This is a genomic window from Citrobacter amalonaticus (assembly GCF_018252635.1).
GTDB lineage: Bacteria > Pseudomonadota > Gammaproteobacteria > Enterobacterales > Enterobacteriaceae > Citrobacter_A > Citrobacter_A amalonaticus_E.
The window spans coordinates 579,719-598,347 of sequence record NZ_JAGTXM010000003.1 but is presented as its reverse complement, the minus strand read 5'-3'; the positions used below and the strand labels follow the sequence as shown (position 1 = coordinate 598,347).

The window sequence follows — 18,629 nt, the reverse complement described above, 5'->3', positions numbered from 1 at the left end:
TCCGCTGACCTTATTGCGCTGTTTTTGCCGCAGGAGTAATGGCATCCGTGGTGGTTTTCACTTTCGTGCCAGGATGGGCTTTTTGTAATCCGCTGACAATCACCTGCTCGCCAGGCTGTAGGCCTTCGCTAATCAACCATTTGTCTCCGATGGCCTGTGAAGCGACAACCGTGCGCGGTTCAACCTGACTTTGGCTATTAACGATCAGTACCGTCGCATCGCCACGAGGCGTACGCGTTACGCCCTGCTGGGGGATCAAAATGGCGTTGGGTTGAACGCCTTCGTCAATGCGAGCGCGTACAAACATCCCCGGCAGTAGAGCGTGCTGCGGGTTAGGGAAGACGGCGCGAAGGGTGATGGAGCCTGTGCTTTCGTCCACCGTGACATCAGAAAACTGCAGTGTCCCTTTCAGGGGATACGCGGTGCCATTTTCCATCACCAACTGGACGCTGCTGCTGGCGCTGTCTTTATGCAGGCTACCTTGTTCAACGGACTGCTTAAGTCGCATAAAGTCACTGCTGGACTGTGTGACATCGACATAGATAGGATCGAGTTGCTGTACGGTAGCCAGTGCCGTTGCCTGACCATTGGTGACCAGCGCACCTTCCGTCACGCTGGATTTGCCAATACGACCAGCGATCGGCGAGGTGACTTTGGTGTAAGCAAGATTGATACGTGCGCTCTCAACCGCGGCTCGTGCGGCAATGACCGTCGCGTCGGCCTGACGCGCATCCGCAATCGCCTGGTCGTATTCCTGTTGGCTGATATATTTTGTCCCGACGAGCGGAACATAGCGCTTAACCGTCAGATGGGCGATGGCGGCGGCAGCTTCACTTTTCGCCAGTTCCCCTTTCGCGCTATCGTAATCTGCCTGATAAGTGGCAGGATCGATCTGATACAGCGACTGCCCGGCCTGAACATCGCTGCCCTCGGTGAAGTTTCTTTTGAGAACAATACCACTAACCTGTGGACGAACTTCCGCAATGCGGAATGCGGAGGTCCGCCCCGGCAGTTCGGTCGTTATCGCTAACGGCGCGGCAGTGACTACATGAACGGTCACCTGCGGTTCGGTTGCCTGAGCGTGCTTATCTCCCTGATCGTTACAACCGGCAAGTAACGCAGCAGAGATGAAGATAAATGAGGGCAGGAGTGAAAACCTGGCATGTTTCGTCATTACTGTTCCTTAAAAAACCAATAGCTCGTTATTTACCGGATAACGGTAAGGCGATAACGTGCACGAAGAAATAACCGTTGGCTATCCTACAAATTATTAGCCTGTGATGTAAGTAATACTTATTTTATGACCAGGTCTACGGCACGTAAAAACAAAAAAGTGATGGCTTTATCTTTTCATTTTGTTTTTTTATATCATGCTTTGTTTCTGGAAAATACATTTAGAAATATACATCTGTCGCATGAATGCTTTTTGCAATTTTATTTGTAATGTTTATTTAATTGGTTTTTTTGTGCTGAGATTTTTCACTTTTATTTCATCTCTAAACGAATGAGGTGATACAGTTCTTTTTATCGGGAATGTTGAATTGCCGTATTCCTATTATTCTGCTTCTGAAACGATAACCTATGGCTAAGAGAACAAAAGCCGACGCGTTAAAAACGCGACAACATTTGATTGAGACCGCAATCATCCAGTTTGCCACGCGAGGCGTTAGCAACACGACGCTTAACGACATTGCGGACGCGGCCCAGGTCACCCGAGGGGCTATCTACTGGCATTTTGACAACAAAACGCAGCTCTTCAATGAACTCTGGCAACAGCAACCACCATTACGCGATCTAATTCAGGAACGGTTAGCTTTTCATGTCAGCGTTAATCCCTTACAACAGCTGCGCGAAAAGTTAATTGCCGGATTGCAATACATCGCGGAAATTCCCCGACAGCAGGCATTGTTGCAAATTTTATATCATAAATGTGAATTTCATGAGGGAATGATATCAGAGCAAGAAATACGAGAAAAAATGGGATTTAGCCAGAAAGGACTACGTGACGCATTGCAGGCAAGTATGACGGAAGGGTTGATTTCCAGCACGCTGGATTTAGACGTGGTCTTAATTATTATTCACGGTAGTTTTAGTGGGATCGTGAAGAACTGGTTAATGAATTCTGCCCGCTACGATCTTTATCAGCAGGCTCCGGCACTGGTGGATAATGTATTAAGGATGCTAATTCCTGATGGAAATATCATGCAGTTAACGCCGGAAACATTATAATTATTTCTCCTGTCTATCAATCACACGCTATTGCAGATCTGTACAGTTGACCAGCTTGAGCGGATTGACAGAATCCATATTGCGGCATTTATCGACTTCCGTGGTGATCAGTTCAATCCACTGGATCAGTAATGTATCAAAAAGGAACACGGAGACCGCAAAAACAACCAGCCACCAATACTTGCGAATCATTGCCAAATCCTGTGTATTCATGCCCAAGCGTGCTGGAAATATACACGAAAAATGCGTCCTGAAAAGCAGGCTTACAATGCTTTTACTTTGCTGTGATCTTCACCACATCCGACGCCGTTCGGCTCTTTTTCGACAAGTTTTTCGTTTTTCTTTTTTTGACTTTCGTCAGGTCTTCAGCAGAGTAGTGCGAACTGACATTCAGCCGTCTGAGTCCCATCTTCACATACTCATTATTGACCTCAATACCGATGAATTTACGTCCTGATGCGACCGCCACGGCGCCGGTGGTAAAGCTGCCGGCGAAGGGATCCAGCACCGTATCGCCAGGATTGGAGGAGGCCAGAACGATCCGCTTTAACAAGGCAAGGGGTTTTTGCGTCGGGTGGTTTTCATATTCATCCATCAAATAACGCACACGGGGAAATTCCCAGACGTTACCCGGAACTTTTTGCGTGTTGTAAGGCTGTGGCGGGTTTTTACGGTAGTCAATCAGCGCTCTTTTCGCGCCAGTTTTAGTCTCAACCAGAATGGCATCGCTGTTGAACGTATAGTGTCTGGCATCTTTCACCATCATCAGAATCGGTTCATACATTGAACCAAAGTATTTCTTCGCCTGCACGCCCGAACTGTCATAGGACCAGACAATCCGGCTTTTGATGGTAAACAGCGTTCTGCATTTAAGATCGATATGCGGCATGTTTTCGGTGCTGTTCATGATGTACATCGTGCCCTGTGTTTTCAGCACCCGATGACACTCCTCAATGCACGCGAACAGCCAGCCCAGGAAGACGTCTTCGTCCCAGGACTCGACCATCCCGTCAAAATCCTTTCCGATATTGTAAGGCGGGTCAGCAAAGATTAAATCGACGCTTTCAGCGGGGAGTTTTTTGAGTTCTGTCAGCGCATCTCCGTGGATGATCGACGCGGATCCACCACCAAAGTAGTGTGGTTCAAATCGTGAATACATATCGGCTCCACAAAAGAGGCGTATAAAAAAGGCGCTTCCCCATGCCGAGTAGCGCCTTTTTAAACAAGCAATTAGCTAATCGAGATTAGTTCATGCCGTATTTTTTCAATTTTTTACGCAGCGTACCACGGTTGATACCCATCATCAGGGCAGCACGGGTCTGGTTACCACGGGTGTATTGCATCACCATGTCCAACAGGGGCTGTTCTACTTCAGCCAGTACCAGCTCATAGAGGTCATTAACATCCTGACCGTTCAGTTGAGCAAAATAGTTCTTCAGTGCCTGTTTAACCGAGTCACGCAGGGGCTTTTGGGTTACCTGATCCTGAGAGTTAACGGTAGAAACGGTCAGTACGTCAGAATTTACGCGTTGTTCGAACATAGTTCTGTCAGCTCTTTATTTCTGTTTACGCAAAATTTTCGAAGTATGCCTCCAACGCCTCCAGCTGTTCGCTGGCATCCTCAATGGCGTTGAATGTGCGCCGAAACTGGTCATTTGGAGCGTGCTCCTGGAGATACCAGGAGACGTGTTTACGCGCGATTCGGTACCCTTTTGCCTGGCCATAAAAGTCATGCAGTTCCCGAACATGCGCACAAAGCAAGCGCTTAACCTCTGCCAGAGGCAGGGGGGATAGCAACTCCCCAGTGTCCAGATAATGCTGGATTTCCCGAAAGATCCAGGGTCTTCCCTGAGCTGCGCGGCCTATCATCAGGGCATCTGCCCCCGTATAGTCAAGCACAGCTCTGGCTTTAAGCGGGTCTGTAATGTCACCATTCGCGATAATCGGAATGGAAACTTTCTGCTTAACTGCCCGAATACTGTCGTACTCAGCGTCCCCATTGAACAAACAGGCGCGGGTGCGTCCATGAATGGTCAGAGCCTGAATGCCACAGTCTTCAGCCAGTTGGGCAATCTCAACGCAGTTACGGTGTTCCGGAGCCCAGCCGGTGCGAATCTTCAGGGTCACAGGGACGTCCACTGCATTAACCACCCCGGTTAGTATCGACTTCACTAAATCCGGGTACTGCAAGAGGGCTGAACCTGCGAGCTTGCGATTCACTTTTTTAGCCGGACACCCCATATTGATATCAATAATCTGGGCGCCGCTTTCCACGTTAATCCGTGCGGCATCGGCCATCTCAACAGGATCGCTACCGGCAATTTGCACCGTGCGAATTCCTGGCTCATCAACGTGCACCATTCGTAAACGGGACTTGTCGCTTTCCCAAACTTGCGGGTTAGACGACATCATCTCGGATACGGTCAATCCGGCTCCCATCTCATAACACAGCGTCCGAAATGGTCTGTCAGTAATGCCAGCCATGGGCGCTGCGATCAGGCGATTTCTAAGCTGGTATTGTCCGATGCGCATGAGTTAAGAAATGACCATACTGTGACTGCAAGGCGGCGTATATTACGCATTTTTTGCACGAGATGAAAGGCCAAACTTTAACCAATCCTCTGAGGTGGATCAAAGAATCGCCGTTCAAGTAAACGCTTATGAATAATTAGCTATACAAATCATTGCATTACAGAAATGTGAAGAAAATCTGTACACGTATAATTTTGCGTAACTTCTCATTTTTTCTTCACGACGATGAAGACTGACAAGATATTCTGCTGAATTAATCAGCAGAATATGGTGACTTAATGTGACTATGCTCTCATTTCAGCAGATGATTGTGTAGTGAAGGGATTATTCAACCACTACCCGACCGTTGAGCGGTTGTGTTGGGCGATTGTTATCGTGATGCATGGTATGCGTAAATTTCTCCAGTTGTGCAGTGGAGAGTGTCAGAGGATGTTTCAGGACAATCCAGGTTACGCCTTCAGAACAGGGCGGTGTCGTGAGCGAGCCACTGAAACGCCAGTAGGTTTTATTCTTAGGCAGCAAAGCGTTGAGGTCCATCTGCGCGGTGATTTTCACGTCTTGCTCCGCTTTCTCAGGCATCGTTGCCCAGAGCTTTTCCAGTTCTGAGTTGGCTGCTCCTTTATCGAACATTACTGCGACGACCGCTACCGCTCCTTTCGCATCTTTGTGCACAAGGTGCATCTCCATCGCGTAATGTTTCCCATGTATGGTATTTTCGCTCGGGGAGTGAAAGTGGAACTGTTGCAATGTGAAAGGGATACCATCAATAGATACTGTATCCGCAGTGGTGTTTTTCAGTCCGGCCTGAATCGTATGCCCATTATTGATCAGCATTATCGGACCATCGGAGTAGTGAATACTGAGTGGGGAAATAGGTGTTTTTAGCGTGGTATCAATGTTAATTGGGGACTGGTTCATTCCTGCCTGGCAGGTTTTATATTCTTCATTGAGGGAGCCCCAGTGTTCCGGAGAGCCTTCACCTTCATAGCTCCAGTGCGACGCCATCGCGGTGAATGGCATAATGCTTAACGCCAGGAGTGCTGCCTTGCTCAAAAACGGCTTCATAACATTCTTCCATTAAATTAAATAGATTTTTATATTCGTAACTTCAATGAGTTACGCCGTTATTTTAGCGCGGGAAGACGAAGGCGTGTGTATTGAAAATGCGGAAAACGTGGCCTGAGATGAGACCACGTCTGTGGAAAGATTACTGCTTACGACCAGTAATTCGACACCATTCTTCTTTCTCAACAACCGGATCGAGGGTGAAGAGATCGGTATAGGCTTCACACACGCTGTCGGCTTGACTGGCAAGGATTCCAGAAAGGCCCAGCAGACCGCCTGTAACGGGCAGGACGCTGATTAACGGTGCCAGCTCGCGTAATGGGCCAGCCAGGATGTTGGCGACCACCACGTCGGCTTTCATAGCGTCTGGCTGATCCTGCGGCAGGTAGAGTTCCAGACGTTCTGACACGCCGTTACGCTGGGCGTTATCACGACTGGCCTGAATCGCCTGCGGGTCGATGTCGATACCGATCGCTTTCGCGGCGCCCAGTTTCAGCGCGGCAATCGCGAGGATGCCGGAACCGCAGCCAAAGTCGATAACGGTCTTACCGGTTAAATCGAGACTGTCGAGCCACTGCAGGCACAGTGAGGTAGTGGGATGGGTGCCGGTACCAAATGCCAGACCGGGGTCGAGCATGACGTTGACGGCGTTTTCATCCGGTACATCGCGCCAGCTTGGGCAGATCCACAGGCGTTCGCCAAAACGCATGGGGTGGAAGTTATCCATCCACTCGCGTTCCCAGTCCTTATCTTCCAGTTGTTCGATTTTATGCGCAAACCCGGCGCCCAGTAGCGGATGGTGTTCCAGGATGGCGACGACCTCTTTCATATCGGTTTCGGCATCAAACAGACCAATGACGTCGGTGTCGCCCCACAGGCGGGTTTCGCCCGGCAATGGCTCAAAAACCGGCGTGTCGTGCGTGTCCTGGAAGGTGATGGAAACGGAACCAGCTTCCATCAGGGCATCGCTCAACGCTTCCGCGTTAGCGCCCGTCGTATTCAGTTTTAATTGGATCCATGGCATGGCAAAACTCTTTATTTATCAGTAGTCAATATAGCGGCTTGCGGGGCAGGAGAACCGAAACGGTTTCCGACCAGGAAAGCCAGCAAACTTAGCAGCAACGAGGGCACTATCGGGTGGAAGCCCAGGTACTGAACGTTAAAGGTGGCAAGAATCGCATACAGCACGCCGCCGACAATCATCGCACTCAGCGCTCCGGTTGCGTTCGCGCGCTCCCAATAAAGGCCGAGCACCAGCGGCCACAAGAACACCGCCTCCAGACCGCCAAACGCCAGCAGATTCAGCCAGATAATCATCTCTGGCGGTTTCCAGGCGGCAAGCAATAATAGCGCGCCTAAGATGAGGGTGATCATCGCCGACATTCGCTTCAGCCGCGTTTCGTTCTGCAACTGCTCCGGGCGAATATTGAGATAGAGATCTTTAATGATCGTAGCGGAACTTTGCAGCAACTGGGCGTTGATCGTCGACATAATGGCCGCCATCGGCGCGGCAAGGAAGATCCCGGCGGCGAAAGGCGGCAGCACTTTCACCATCAGCGTCGGAATAACCAGATCGGGCACCGTCAGGTCAGGGATCACCGCACGACCCAGCGCGCCGGCAAGGTGCATACCAAACATCAGGATCGCCACTACGATGGTACCGATGATAATCCCCCGGTGTACCGCTTTGCTGTCTTTGTAGGAGATGCAGCGCACCGCCGTATGCGGCAGACCGATCACACCAAAGCACACCAGTACCCAGAATGAGGTCATAAAGGTTGGAGACAGAATGTCATCTGCGCCCTGCGGTGAAACCAGTTTCGGGTCGATGATATTTAAGGTTTCTACGGCCTGGCTCAGGCCACCAGCCGCATGCACGATACCGATCAACAGCACGATGGTGCCAATTAGCATCACCAGTCCTTGCATCGTGTCGTTAAGCACGCTGGCACGAAATCCGCCGAATGCGGTATACAGCGCAATGCTGATACCGAAAATCAGCAGGCCCGTTTCATAGGGAATACCCGCCGCTGTTTCCAGCAGGCGTGCGCCGCCGATGAACTGCACGGTCATCGCGCCGACAAACGCCACGAGCAGACTGAGGCTCGCCAGCCACACCAGCAGGCGGCTCTGGTAGCGGGCAAACAGCATGTCGTTGAGGGTGACGGCATTATAGCGACGGGCAAGAATGGCGAATTTTTTGCCGAGTATCCCCAGCGACAGCCAGACGGCGGGGAGCTGAATCATAGCCAGCAATACCCAGCCCAGCCCGTATTTGTAGGCAGCGCCAGGCCCACCGATAAACGAACTGGCGCTGATGTAGGTCGCGGTCAGCGTCATCGCCAGCACGATCCCGCCCATGGAGCGGCTGCCGAGGAAATACTCATTCAGGAAGGTACCGGTTTGCCGTTTACGCATGGCGTAAACGGAGAGGCCAAACACCACGATCAGATAGGCTACCAGCGGCAGAATGACTTCAAGCTGCATCGTCATCCTCCAGGGGAATGTCACGGTAGATAAATTTCACCATAGCCCAGCACAGTAAAATGAAGATCAGCGGCGTCAGCAGACAGGCCAGTTCAAACCAGTGCGGCAACCCGGTAATACCTGGCGTTACGCCTGGCAGGTAAGCGGCAACTATCCAGGCAGCCAGATAGAGAAGGGTCAGCCACAGCGCCCAGCGCGCCTCTTTGTGGGCCTGAACAAAACGTTTGTCCATTTTTTGTCCCTTGTGGAAAAAGAAAGCGAGGATTGTACCTTATGGAATTGACGACCCCCAGAAATAAAAAAGGCCGGAAAATCCGGCCTTTTGACGTTGGTGCAGTCTTATTTTTCCTGAAGACCGAGTTTCTTCTCCAGATAGTGGATGTTGGTGCCACCATGCTGGAAATGCTCGTCGTTCATGATGCGGGTCTGCAAATCAACGTTAGTTTTGATGCCGTCGATGATCAGCTCCTGAAGCGCATTTTTCATGCGGGCAATCGCCACGTCACGGGTTTCGCCGTAGCAAATCAGCTTACCGATCATTGAGTCATAGTATGGCGGTACGGTGTAGCCGGCATAAATATGTGACTCCCAACGCACGCCAAAGCCACCCGGCGCATGGAAGCGGGTAATTTTACCCGGGCTTGGCAGGAAGGTGTTCGGATCTTCGGCGTTGATACGGCATTCCACCGCATGGCCTTTCACCTGCACTTCTTCTTGCTTGATCGACAGCGGCTGGCCTGCGGCGATGCGCAGCTGTTCTTTGATCAGATCAACGCCGGTGATCATTTCAGTTACCGGGTGTTCAACCTGAATACGGGTGTTCATTTCGATGAAATAGAACTCGCCGTTTTCGAACAGGAACTCAAAGGTGCCCGCGCCGCGATAGCCGATATCCACACACGCTTTCGCGCAACGCTCACCGATATAGCGACGCAGTTCCGGGGTAATGCCCGGTGCCGGCGCTTCTTCGACGACTTTCTGGTGACGACGCTGCATGGAACAGTCACGCTCAGCCAGATAAATCGCGTTACCCTGACCGTCTGCCAGCACCTGAATTTCGATGTGGCGCGGGTTCTCGAGGTATTTCTCCATATAAACCATGTCGTTGCTGAAAGCCGCTTTCGCTTCCGCTTTGGTCATGGAGATGGATTGCGCCAGTTCGGCATCGCCGCGTACTACGCGCATACCGCGACCGCCACCGCCGCCGGACGCCTTGATGATAACCGGATAGCCGATGCGTTTTGCATGGGCGCGGTTCGCATCCATATCGTCGGTCAGAGGGCCGTCAGAACCCGGTACCGTCGGGACACCCGCTTTCTTCATCGCGGTGATCGCCGACACTTTGTCACCCATCAGGCGGATGGTGTCGGCTTTCGGGCCGATGAAGATAAAGCCAGAACGTTCAACCTGCTCAGCAAAGTTGGCGTTCTCGGAGAGGAAACCATAACCCGGGTGAATCGCTACTGCGCCAGTGATTTCAGCGGCGCTGATGATAGCCGGGATGTTCAGATAGCTTTTTACGGACGGAGCCGGACCAATACAAACCGTCTCATCCGCCAATAATACGTGTTTTAAATCGCGATCCGCGCTTGAGTGCACAGCGACAGTCTTGATACCCAGTTCTTTACAGGCACGAAGAATTCGCAATGCAATCTCGCCGCGGTTGGCGATAACAATTTTATCCAGCATGTTCGCCTCGTTACTCGATGACGACCAGCGGCTCGTCAAATTCTACCGGTTGACCACTTTCGACCAGGATGGCTTTCACAGTACCTGATTTGTCCGCTTCGATCTGGTTCATCATTTTCATGGCTTCAACGATGCACAGGGTATCGCCTACATTGACTTTCTGACCCACTTCGATGAACGCTTTCGCGTCCGGGCTCGGGGTGCGGTAGAAAGTACCAACCATTGGGGAACGTACGATGTGACCACTGATTTCTGCTGCGGCGGCTGCCGGCGCTTCTGCTGCCGGAGCAACTGCGTTAGACAGAGCAGGTTGCTGCTGCATCATTGGTGCAGCGTAGGCTTGTTGCATCACCGGGAAGCTACCTGCTGGCGCTGCGCGGCTGATGCGTACAGACTCTTCGCCTTCAGAAATTTCCAGTTCGGAGATGCCTGATTCTTCAACCAGCTCGATCAGTTTTTTAATCTTACGAATATCCATGAGTGGGTTCCGTACTCTTTGTTTAGTGTGATTGTGACAGGCGTTAAGCGCTGTCTGTAAAGCGTGAGTCCCGGCGGCAAAACGGCTTCTGCCTGCCAGGACGCCGGTATATTCCGCCTCAACGATTCATGTGAGACTTGTCGGTTAATATGCGGCGATTTGCTGCAATCCTCCGGCAAAAAACAAAATATACCTTCAATGCTCGATTGTCACCTTTTCAGCGGTTTAAAAACGCCGTCCAGGGAGCCAAGGTCGCACATTATAATGATTTCGTAGCAATTGGCAGCTAAATACTGGTCTTATCAGGGAAGATAATCAACCGCTAACACACAAATAACATCCGAGTCTCTGCATTTTGTAACCGACTGCACAGTTCGCCGAACTAGCGCCGCCACTGGCGGAACTTCTTGTAACGGCAGGCCAAAAGCAGCAGTGCGAGCAGGGCATAAATGATGGGTTGAGGCGACAAAATCTTCACCGACCACAGATAATGTAGTGGGGCGAGGATCGCCACCAGATAGACGACGTTATGCAAAAGTTGCCAGCGCTTACCCAATTTTCGTTGCGCTGCCTGTGTTGATGTTAGCGTCAGCGCGAGCAGGATAAGCCAACTGATGATCCCAAGCGTTAAATACGGGCGCGTAATCAGTTCTCGTCCCAACAATCCGAGATTATGGATACCTAACTCCAGCAGCGCGTAACTGGTCAGATGCAGCGTGGCCCAGGCGAAACACCATAACCCCAGCAGACGACGGGTGCGTATCAATAATGGCTGTTTAGCGTAGCGTGCGAGCGGCGTGACCAGCAAGGCGGCGAGCAAAAATTTCAGAGCTGTCCTACCGGTAAAGTGCTGGATGTCCTTTACCGGATCGGCGCTGAGCCCGCCGTTGTTAATGGCCCATAACAACCAGAGAAACGGCAGCAATCCTGCCAGATGAAGCGCCACTTTCAGCCAGGTTATCTGTTTTGCACTTAGCCGCACTTAGAAATTCTCCCGCAAATTCAGGCCACGATATAATGAGGCCACTTCATCGGCGTAGCCGTTAAACAGCAGGGTGGGTTGCCGTTGGACATCCAGAATCCCGCCTGCGCCAATAAATCGCTCCGTTGCCTGCGACCAGCGCGGATGATCAACATGCGGATTCACATTGGCGTAAAAACCGTACTCATTAGCAGCAGCAAGATTCCAGGTGGTGGGGGGACGTTCGCGAGTCAGTTTAATGCTGACGATCGATTTAATGCCCTTGAAGCCATATTTCCACGGCACCGTCAGGCGAATGGGCGCGCCGTTTTGCGGCGGTAACGCTTTACCGTATACGCCAACGGTCAACAGCGTCAGGGGATGCATTGCCTCGTCCAGGCGCAGCCCTTCAACATAGGGATATTTCAATCCGCCGCCAATAAAGCGATCTTTTTGTCCCGGCATGTCGTCCGGCGCGTACAGCGTCTCGAACGCGACATATTTTGCATTGCTGGTGGGTTCGACGAGCGCCAGCAGCTTATGTAAAGGAAAGCCAATCCACGGCACCACCATCGACCAGGCCTCGACACAGCGCATCCGGTAAATCCGTTCCTCTAAAGGAAAGCGCGTAGTGAGCGCATCGTGATCCAGGGTTAACGGTTTGGCTACTTCGCCGCTGATTTTCAATGTCCAGGGATCGGTTTTCATGCTGCCCGCATTAGCGGCAGGATCGGCTTTATCCAGACCAAACTCGTAGAAATTGTTGTAGCCAGTGACTTTATCTTCTGGCGTTAAAGGCAGCGTGTTTTGCCATGCAGCAGGTTTGCTGAACTCCAGCGGTTTACCGGCAGGCGCGGGTGGGCGATCGTTGCCTTTGAACCAGCTCAACAGATCCGCCTGCGCCGATATCGGCAGCGACAGCGTGGCAGCCCCGATCCCCAGCGCTTTCAGCACCTGACGGCGATGCATAAAAAAAGCCGATTCGGCGGTAACATCGGCTTCTGTGAGTGGACGTAATTTTTTCATGACAGACTCCCGGCGTACACATAACGCGTAGTTACTATGGCAGGGAGTCTGTCAATACGCAGCGAAATTTCGTTAAGTAAGTGTAAATTTCTGCGGCGTCTGCGTTTACTTCACTTTAACCAGGGTTCGACCTTGCACCTGATTATTAATGATGGCATCGGCGAATTTCGGCGCATCGGCCAGCGAGATTTCCGTCGCTGCCTGTGCGTAGAACGATTCCGGTAAATCCTTCACCAGGCGCTGCCAGGCCTGAGCACGGCGAGCCGGTGGTGTCATCACAGAATCCACCCCTTGCAGGCGAACGTTGCGCAAAATAAACGGCATCACCGTTGTCGGCAGCGCAAAACCGCCCGCCAGACCACAGGCGGCAACACAGCCACCGTAGTTCATTTGCGCAAGCACTTTCGCCAGCACTTTATCGCCGACGGTATCAATTGCCCCCGCCCACAGTTGTTTTTCCAGCGGACGAGATTCGGCGAACTCATCACGACTCAGAATACGGCATGCGCCCAACTGGCGAAGATAATCATGAGTGCTTTCACGCCCGGATACCGCAACAACCTGATAGCCCAGCTTATGCAGCAGCGCGACCGCGGTACTCCCTACGCCGCCGCTGGCACCGGTGACCACGATTTCACCGTCTTGCGGACGAATGCCCGCCTCTTCAAGCGCCATCACGCACAGCATTGCAGTGAACCCGGCGGTGCCGATCACCATCGCCTTACGGCTGTCCAGCCCTTTTGGCAGCGCAACCAACCAGTCCGCTTTCACGCGCGCCTGTTCTGCCAGACCACCCCAATGATTTTCGCCAACGCCCCAGCCGGTCAGCAACACCTCCTGGCCCGCATGAAAACGAGGATCTTCGCTTGCCCGAACGGTGCCCGCGAAATCAATACCAGGAATCATCGGAAAATTGCGAATGATTTTTCCTTTTCCGGTAATGGCGAGCGCATCTTTATAGTTCAGACTGGACCAGTGGACATCCACTGTAACATCGCCTTCCGGCAATCGGCTTTCTTCGAGAGTCTGCACGGATGCAAGGGTTTTACCGTCCTGCTGTTCTAAGATCAAAGCCTGCATAACCTGTCCTCAATTCTGCATAGTGGATTGGAAAAAGATGTCTGAAGACTATACTCGCTAATTGAAACGTGAATCCGATGCAACGCAATAAATTGCCAGATACACCTGATTTGGTAGTATGCACTCACTCTTTGCGCAACCGGACGAATTTTGCGTTTGGTTAAGCAGTTTCGTGTCGCAATTCAACTGTCGGAGTTAACTCAAGGATGCGATTAACGACGAAATTCTCAGCTTTTGTCACGCTGCTCACCGGGTTAACGATTTTTGTTACTCTGATTGGCTGCTCACTGAGCTTTTACAACGCCATCCAGTACAAGATGACCCATCGTGTCCAGGCGGTGGCGACAGCGATTGACACACATCTTGTTACACGTGATTTCAAGCAGTTAACGTCGCAGATCGACGAACTGATGGTGTCAGCCGATGTGGTACGCGTCGATTTGTTGCAGGGCGAAAAGGTCATTTATAGCCAAACCCGTAACAGCAGCTATCGCCCGGTTGGCACCAGTAATCTTTTTCGCGAACTCTCGGTTCCGCTGATGAAGCACCCAGGAATGACGATGGAGCTGGTCTATCAGGATCCTATGGGTAACTATTTTCATTCACTGATGACTACTGCGCCGCTCACGCTGGCTATTGGCTTTATCGTGTTGATGTTGTTTCTGTCGGTTCGTTGGCTTCAGCGCCAGCTTTCCGGCCAGGAACTGTTGGAGATGCGTTCGACGCGAATTTTGAACGGAGAACGGGGGGCCAGTGTGCGGGGTACGGTCTATGAATGGCCGGCGCGCACCAGCAGCGCGCTGGATATGCTGCTGGCCGAACTTCAGAGCGCCCAGGAGCAGCGCAGCAGAATTGATACGCTGATTCGCTCTTACGCCGCCCAGGATACCAAAACCGGCCTCAGCAATCGGCTCTTTTTTGACAACCAACTGGCGACATTGCTGGACGATCAGGAAAAGGTCGGCGCGCATGGCGTGGTGATGATGATTCGCCTGCCGGACTTTAACCTGCTGCGAGACAGCTGGGGGCGAAATCTGGCTGAAGAAGAATTGTTCAGCCTGATCAATTTATTATCTACCTTTATGATGCGTTATCCGGGATCGCTACTGGCGCGCTACCATCGCAGCGACTTTGCCGTTCTGCTGCCACACCGCACGTTGAAAGAGGCGGAAAGCGTCGCCGGACAACTGTTAAAGGCGGTCGATGCACTTCCGACTAATAAAATGCTCGATCGTGACGATATGGTACATATCGGCATTTGCGCCTGGCGTAGTGGGCAGGCGACGGAACAGGTGATGGAACATGCGGAAGCCGCGACCCGCAATGCCGTGTTGCAGGGTGGGAATAGTTGGGCGGTGTATGACGACTCGCTGCCGGAAAAAGGGCGTGGCAACGTGCGCTGGCGGACGCTGATTGAGCAGATGCTCAGCCGCGGCGGCCCACGAATTTATCAGAAACCGGCCGTCACCCGGGATGGACATGTGCATCACCGGGAACTGATGTGCCGCATCTTTGATGGTAATGAAGAGGTTAGTTCGGCGGAATACATGCCGATGGTATTACAATTCGGTTTATCAGAAGAGTATGACCGCTTACAAATAAGCCGTGTCATCCCGCTGTTGAACTACTGGCCTGAAGAGAATCTGGCGCTGCAAGTGACGGTAGAATCGCTGATTCGCCCACGTTTTCAGCGTTGGTTGCGCGATACTTTGATGCAGTGTGAAAAATCGCAACGAAAACGCATAATTTTTGAACTTGCGGAGGCCGATGTAGGTCAACACATCAGCCGATTGCAGCCCGTCATCCGTTTAGTGAATGCATTGGGGGTTCGGGTTGCCGTCACGCAGGCAGGTTTAACGCTGGTGAGCACCAGCTGGATTAAAGAACTCAATGTGGAATTAATTAAGCTCCATCCGAGCCTGGTCAGAAACATTGAGAAGCGAACGGAAAACCAGTTGTTGGTTCAAAGCCTGGTGGAAGCGTGCTCGGGCACCAGCACCCAGGTTTACGCAACGGGTGTCCGTTCGCGTGGTGAGTGGCAGACGCTGACAGCGCGTGGTGTTTCCGGTGGGCAGGGGGATTTTTTTGCTGCCTCTCAGCCGCTGGATACCAATGTGAAAAAATATTCTCAAAGATACTCGGTTTAACCTGCCGTTTGTTCAGTTTTCACGTAGAATAACGCGCGCTGTGCCTTCATGGGGGTGTGCTTGTCTGCTCGCCATTTTGTAACAGCACATATGCAGGTGAATGACCTTAAATTGGTTGCAAATGAAGGCGAGGATTGCTGCTGAAGTGCTCAGCCTTGAGGGACTCAGGTAGAGATTTGTAACAAAGGAAACGAACTGCACTAATTTTCACCGTAGCAGATGATTTTTGCGCCTTGTCGCTGCTGCGTGTGGTTGGTAAAGTAAGCGGATTTTGTTTTCCGCCCCAGCTTTCAGGATTATCCCTTAGTATGTTGAAAAAATTTCGTGGCATGTTTTCCAATGACTTGTCCATTGACCTGGGTACCGCGAATACCCTCATTTATGTAAAAGGACAAGGCATCGTATTGAATGAGCCTTCCGTTGTGGCCATTCGTCAGGATCGTGCCGGTTCACCGAAAAGCGTGGCTGCAGTAGGTCATGATGCGAAGCAGATGCTGGGTCGTACACCGGGCAACATTGCTGCTATCCGCCCAATGAAAGACGGCGTTATTGCCGACTTCTTCGTGACTGAAAAAATGCTCCAGCACTTTATCAAACAAGTGCACAGCAACAGCTTTATGCGTCCAAGCCCGCGTGTACTGGTGTGTGTGCCGGTTGGTGCCACTCAGGTTGAGCGTCGTGCTATTCGTGAATCCGCACAGGGCGCTGGCGCCCGTGAAGTTTTCCTGATTGAAGAGCCTATGGCGGCGGCAATCGGCGCGGGTCTGCCAGTTTCTGAGGCAACCGGTTCGATGGTTGTGGACATCGGTGGCGGTACGACAGAAGTCGCCGTTATCTCCCTGAACGGCGTGGTCTATTCTTCTTCTGTTCGTATCGGCGGCGATCGCTTTGATGAAGCCATCATTAATTATGTGCGCCGTAACTACGGATCTCTGATCGGTGAAGCGACCGCAGAACGTATCAAGCATGAAATCGGTTCTGCCTATCCGGGCGACGAAGTGCGTGAAATCGAAGTGCGCGGTCGTAACCTGGCAGAAGGTGTTCCTCGCGGCTTCACCCTGAACTCTAACGAGATTCTGGAAGCCCTGCAGGAGCCGCTGACCGGTATCGTTAGCGCGGTGATGGTTGCACTGGAACAGTGCCCGCCGGAACTGGCGTCTGATATCTCCGAGCGCGGAATGGTGCTCACTGGCGGTGGCGCGTTGTTGCGTAACCTTGATCGTCTGTTAATGGAAGAAACCGGTATTCCAGTTGTTGTTGCTGAAGACCCGCTGACCTGTGTGGCGCGTGGCGGCGGCAAAGCGCTGGAAATGATCGATATGCACGGCGGCGACCTGTTCAGCGAAGAGTAATCGGATGCCGGCAGGAGAGTGTCATGCTGTCCTGCCGACTCTGATACGAGAATACGCAAACTTATGAAGCCAATTTTTAGCCGTGGCCCGTCGCTACAGATTCGCCTTCTTCTGGCGGTGTTGGTGGCGCTCGGCGTTATTATTGCCGACAGCCGCCTGGGTACGTTCAGTCAGATTCGTACGTACATGGATACCGCCGTCAGTCCTTTCTATTTTATTTCCAATGGTCCCCGTGAACTGCTTGATGGCGTTTCGCAAACGCTCGCATCACGCGATCAGCTTGAGCTTGAAAACCGGGCGCTGCGCCAGGAACTGCTGCTGAAAAACAGCGAGCTATTGATGTTGGGGCAGTACAAACAGGAGAACGCGCGCCTGCGTGAGCTGCTGGGTTCGCCGCTGCGTCAGGATGAACAAAAGATGGTGACGCAGGTCATCTCCACGGTCAACGATCCCTACAGCGACCAGGTGGTTATCGATAAAGGCAGCGTGAACGGCGTTTACGAAGGCCAGCCGGTAATCAGCGATAAAGGCGTTGTCGGCCAGGTCGTCGCAGTGGCGAAACTGACCAGCCGTGTTCTGTTGATTTGTGATGCCACGCATGCTTTGCCTATTCAGGTATTGCGCAACGACATCCGGGTGATCGCGGCCGGTAATGGCTGCACTGACGATCTGCAACTCGAACATCTGCCGGCCAATACCGATATCCGCGTTGGTGATGTGCTGGTGACTTCTGGCCTCGGTGGACGTTTCCCTGAGGGTTATCCTGTGGGGGTAGTTTCTTCCGTTAAGCTGGATACGCAACGAGCTTACACCGTGATTCAGGCGCGTCCTACTGCGGGCTTACAGCGTCTGCGTTATCTGCTGCTGCTGTGGGGGGCCGACCGTAACGGCGCCAACCCAATGACGCCGGAAGAAGTACATCGCGTAGCGAATGAACGTTTGCTGCAGATGATGCCGCAAGTGTTGCCGTCTCCGGACATGATGGGGCCGCCGCCGCCCGTCCCTGCACCAGCGACCGGTATCACGTCATCACCAGCCGCTCAGCCTGCTGGTGCGACGCCGCCTCCAGCGCGTGCGCCGGGAGGCCAGTAGTGGCAAGCTATCGTAGCCAGGGTCGCTGGGTTATCTGGCTCTCGTTCTTTATCGCACTGTTACTGCAAGTGATGCCCTGGCCGGATGAGATTATTGTCTTTCGGCCAAACTGGGTGCTGCTCATTTTACTCTACTGGATCCTCGCCCTGCCGCACCGCGTCAATGTGGGCACGGGTTTCGTGATGGGTGCCATACTGGATCTCATTAGCGGTTCCACTCTCGGCGTAAGGGCGTTGTCGATGAGCATCATTGCTTACCTGGTTGCGCTGAAATTCCAGCTCTTTCGCAATCTGGCGCTCTGGCAGCAGGCGCTGGTGGTGATGTTGCTTTCGTTAGTGGTGGATATTATTGTTTTCTGGTCAGAGTTTTTAGTGATCAACGTCTCTTTCAGACCTGAAGTGTTCTGGAGTAGTGTAGTCAACGGTGTGCTCTGGCCGTGGCTTTTCTTGTTGATGCGTAAAGTCCGCCAGCAATTTGCAGTGCAATAAAGG

At 52.3% G+C, this 18,629-nt stretch carries 19 protein-coding genes; 5 read left to right on the top strand and 14 right to left on the bottom strand.

From position 1 onward, the window contains the following. Positions 1-10: 10 nt before the first annotated feature. Positions 11-1,174: an efflux RND transporter periplasmic adaptor subunit gene (locus KE671_RS12640; RefSeq protein ID WP_206163230.1), complete on the bottom strand. Its 1,164-nt coding sequence runs from the start codon at positions 1,172-1,174 to the stop codon at positions 11-13. A gap of 407 nt (positions 1,175-1,581) precedes the next feature. On the opposite strand from KE671_RS12640, the gene envR reads away from it, so the two are divergent. Next, positions 1,582-2,229: an acrEF/envCD operon transcriptional regulator gene (envR, locus tag KE671_RS12635; RefSeq protein WP_206163229.1), complete on the top strand. Its 648-nt coding sequence runs from the start codon at positions 1,582-1,584 to the stop codon at positions 2,227-2,229. A gap of 27 nt (positions 2,230-2,256) precedes the next feature. On the opposite strand, the gene KE671_RS12630 is transcribed toward envR, so the two are convergent. From KE671_RS12630 to KE671_RS12570, 13 genes are all read right to left on the bottom strand, one after another. Beyond that, a complete protein-coding gene (locus KE671_RS12630) occupies positions 2,257-2,421 on the bottom strand; it encodes a DUF2556 family protein (RefSeq protein ID WP_206163228.1) in 165 nt (54 codons plus the stop codon). A gap of 82 nt (positions 2,422-2,503) precedes the next feature. Further along, entirely contained in the window at positions 2,504-3,388 is an 885-nt protein-coding gene (gene yhdJ, locus KE671_RS12625; protein WP_206163227.1) for an adenine-specific DNA-methyltransferase, read from the bottom strand. Positions 3,389-3,473: 85 nt separating this feature from the next. Further along, entirely contained in the window at positions 3,474-3,770 is a 297-nt protein-coding gene (fis, locus tag KE671_RS12620) for a DNA-binding transcriptional regulator Fis (RefSeq protein ID WP_000462905.1), read from the bottom strand. 25 nt (positions 3,771-3,795) lie between these two features. After that, positions 3,796-4,761, bottom strand: a complete 966-nt coding sequence (gene dusB, locus KE671_RS12615; protein ID WP_044327070.1) for a tRNA dihydrouridine synthase DusB — start codon at positions 4,759-4,761, stop codon at positions 3,796-3,798. Between the two features lie 324 nt (positions 4,762-5,085). After that, complete coding sequence (locus KE671_RS12610; RefSeq protein ID WP_206163226.1) at positions 5,086-5,826, bottom strand: carbonic anhydrase; 741 nt, start codon at positions 5,824-5,826, stop codon at positions 5,086-5,088. Positions 5,827-5,968: 142 nt separating this feature from the next. Further along, the gene (gene prmA / locus KE671_RS12605; RefSeq protein ID WP_206163225.1) at positions 5,969-6,850 is read right to left on the bottom strand and encodes a 50S ribosomal protein L11 methyltransferase; all 882 of its coding nucleotides are present in this window, start codon (positions 6,848-6,850) and stop codon (positions 5,969-5,971) included. Between the two features lie 11 nt (positions 6,851-6,861). Further along, positions 6,862-8,313, bottom strand: a complete 1,452-nt coding sequence (gene panF / locus KE671_RS12600) for a sodium/pantothenate symporter (RefSeq protein ID WP_206163224.1) — start codon at positions 8,311-8,313, stop codon at positions 6,862-6,864. After that, the gene (locus KE671_RS12595; protein WP_061076139.1) at positions 8,303-8,545 is read right to left on the bottom strand and encodes a YhdT family protein; all 243 of its coding nucleotides are present in this window, start codon (positions 8,543-8,545) and stop codon (positions 8,303-8,305) included. The genes panF and KE671_RS12595 overlap by 11 nt, the downstream gene beginning before the upstream one ends. Positions 8,546-8,652: 107 nt before the next feature. Further along, positions 8,653-10,002 (bottom strand): acetyl-CoA carboxylase biotin carboxylase subunit, encoded by a 1,350-nt coding sequence (gene accC, locus KE671_RS12590; protein ID WP_042324955.1) that lies wholly within the window; start codon positions 10,000-10,002, stop codon positions 8,653-8,655. Positions 10,003-10,012: 10 nt separating this feature from the next. Beyond that, positions 10,013-10,480 carry an acetyl-CoA carboxylase biotin carboxyl carrier protein gene (accB, locus tag KE671_RS12585; RefSeq protein ID WP_042998342.1) on the bottom strand — a complete coding sequence of 156 codons (468 nt, stop codon included), beginning with the start codon at positions 10,478-10,480 and terminating at the stop codon, positions 10,013-10,015. Positions 10,481-10,862: 382 nt separating this feature from the next. Continuing rightward, positions 10,863-11,462, bottom strand: coding sequence for a protein-methionine-sulfoxide reductase heme-binding subunit MsrQ (gene msrQ / locus KE671_RS12580; protein WP_206163223.1), 600 nt, complete (start codon positions 11,460-11,462; stop codon positions 10,863-10,865). Next, a complete protein-coding gene (gene msrP, locus KE671_RS12575; RefSeq protein WP_206163222.1) occupies positions 11,463-12,467 on the bottom strand; it encodes a protein-methionine-sulfoxide reductase catalytic subunit MsrP in 1,005 nt (334 codons plus the stop codon). Positions 12,468-12,572: 105 nt separating this feature from the next. Continuing rightward, the gene (locus KE671_RS12570; RefSeq protein WP_206163221.1) at positions 12,573-13,547 is read right to left on the bottom strand and encodes an MDR family oxidoreductase; all 975 of its coding nucleotides are present in this window, start codon (positions 13,545-13,547) and stop codon (positions 12,573-12,575) included. Positions 13,548-13,753: 206 nt separating this feature from the next. On the opposite strand from KE671_RS12570, the gene csrD reads away from it, so the two are divergent. The 4 genes from csrD (at position 13,754) to mreD (ending at position 18,626) form a co-directional block, all read left to right on the top strand. After that, positions 13,754-15,694 carry an RNase E specificity factor CsrD gene (gene csrD, locus KE671_RS12565; protein ID WP_206163220.1) on the top strand — a complete coding sequence of 647 codons (1,941 nt, stop codon included), beginning with the start codon at positions 13,754-13,756 and terminating at the stop codon, positions 15,692-15,694. A 308-nt stretch (positions 15,695-16,002) separates the two neighbouring features. Beyond that, on the top strand, positions 16,003-17,046 hold the full coding sequence (gene mreB, locus KE671_RS12560; RefSeq protein ID WP_000913396.1) for a rod shape-determining protein MreB: 1,044 nt from the start codon (positions 16,003-16,005) through the stop codon (positions 17,044-17,046). A 63-nt stretch (positions 17,047-17,109) separates the two neighbouring features. Next, a complete protein-coding gene (gene mreC / locus KE671_RS12555; protein WP_206163219.1) occupies positions 17,110-18,138 on the top strand; it encodes a rod shape-determining protein MreC in 1,029 nt (342 codons plus the stop codon). Then, on the top strand, positions 18,138-18,626 hold the full coding sequence (gene mreD / locus KE671_RS12550) for a rod shape-determining protein MreD (RefSeq protein ID WP_042998336.1): 489 nt from the start codon (positions 18,138-18,140) through the stop codon (positions 18,624-18,626). Before mreC ends, mreD begins: the two co-directional genes overlap by 1 nt. Positions 18,627-18,629: the final 3 nt, after the last annotated feature.

Coding starts and splice junctions, on each gene's coding strand:
- mreC (WP_206163219.1), top strand. CDS start 17,110: ATGAAGCCAATTTTTAGCCGTGGCCCGTCGCTACAGATTCGCCTTCTT.
- accB (WP_042998342.1), bottom strand. CDS start 10,480: ATGGATATTCGTAAGATTAAAAAACTGATCGAGCTGGTTGAAGAATCA.
- panF (WP_206163224.1), bottom strand. CDS start 8,313: ATGCAGCTTGAAGTCATTCTGCCGCTGGTAGCCTATCTGATCGTGGTG.
- prmA (WP_206163225.1), bottom strand. CDS start 6,850: ATGCCATGGATCCAATTAAAACTGAATACGACGGGCGCTAACGCGGAA.
- KE671_RS12630 (WP_206163228.1), bottom strand. CDS start 2,421: ATGATTCGCAAGTATTGGTGGCTGGTTGTTTTTGCGGTCTCCGTGTTC.
- yhdJ (WP_206163227.1), bottom strand. CDS start 3,388: ATGTATTCACGATTTGAACCACACTACTTTGGTGGTGGATCCGCGTCG.
- dusB (WP_044327070.1), bottom strand. CDS start 4,761: ATGCGCATCGGACAATACCAGCTTAGAAATCGCCTGATCGCAGCGCCC.
- csrD (WP_206163220.1), top strand. CDS start 13,754: ATGCGATTAACGACGAAATTCTCAGCTTTTGTCACGCTGCTCACCGGG.
- KE671_RS12640 (WP_206163230.1), bottom strand. CDS start 1,174: ATGACGAAACATGCCAGGTTTTCACTCCTGCCCTCATTTATCTTCATC.
- accC (WP_042324955.1), bottom strand. CDS start 10,002: ATGCTGGATAAAATTGTTATCGCCAACCGCGGCGAGATTGCATTGCGA.
- fis (WP_000462905.1), bottom strand. CDS start 3,770: ATGTTCGAACAACGCGTAAATTCTGACGTACTGACCGTTTCTACCGTT.
- KE671_RS12570 (WP_206163221.1), bottom strand. CDS start 13,547: ATGCAGGCTTTGATCTTAGAACAGCAGGACGGTAAAACCCTTGCATCC.
- KE671_RS12595 (WP_061076139.1), bottom strand. CDS start 8,545: ATGGACAAACGTTTTGTTCAGGCCCACAAAGAGGCGCGCTGGGCGCTG.
- KE671_RS12610 (WP_206163226.1), bottom strand. CDS start 5,826: ATGAAGCCGTTTTTGAGCAAGGCAGCACTCCTGGCGTTAAGCATTATG.
- msrP (WP_206163222.1), bottom strand. CDS start 12,467: ATGAAAAAATTACGTCCACTCACAGAAGCCGATGTTACCGCCGAATCG.
- envR (WP_206163229.1), top strand. CDS start 1,582: ATGGCTAAGAGAACAAAAGCCGACGCGTTAAAAACGCGACAACATTTG.
- mreB (WP_000913396.1), top strand. CDS start 16,003: ATGTTGAAAAAATTTCGTGGCATGTTTTCCAATGACTTGTCCATTGAC.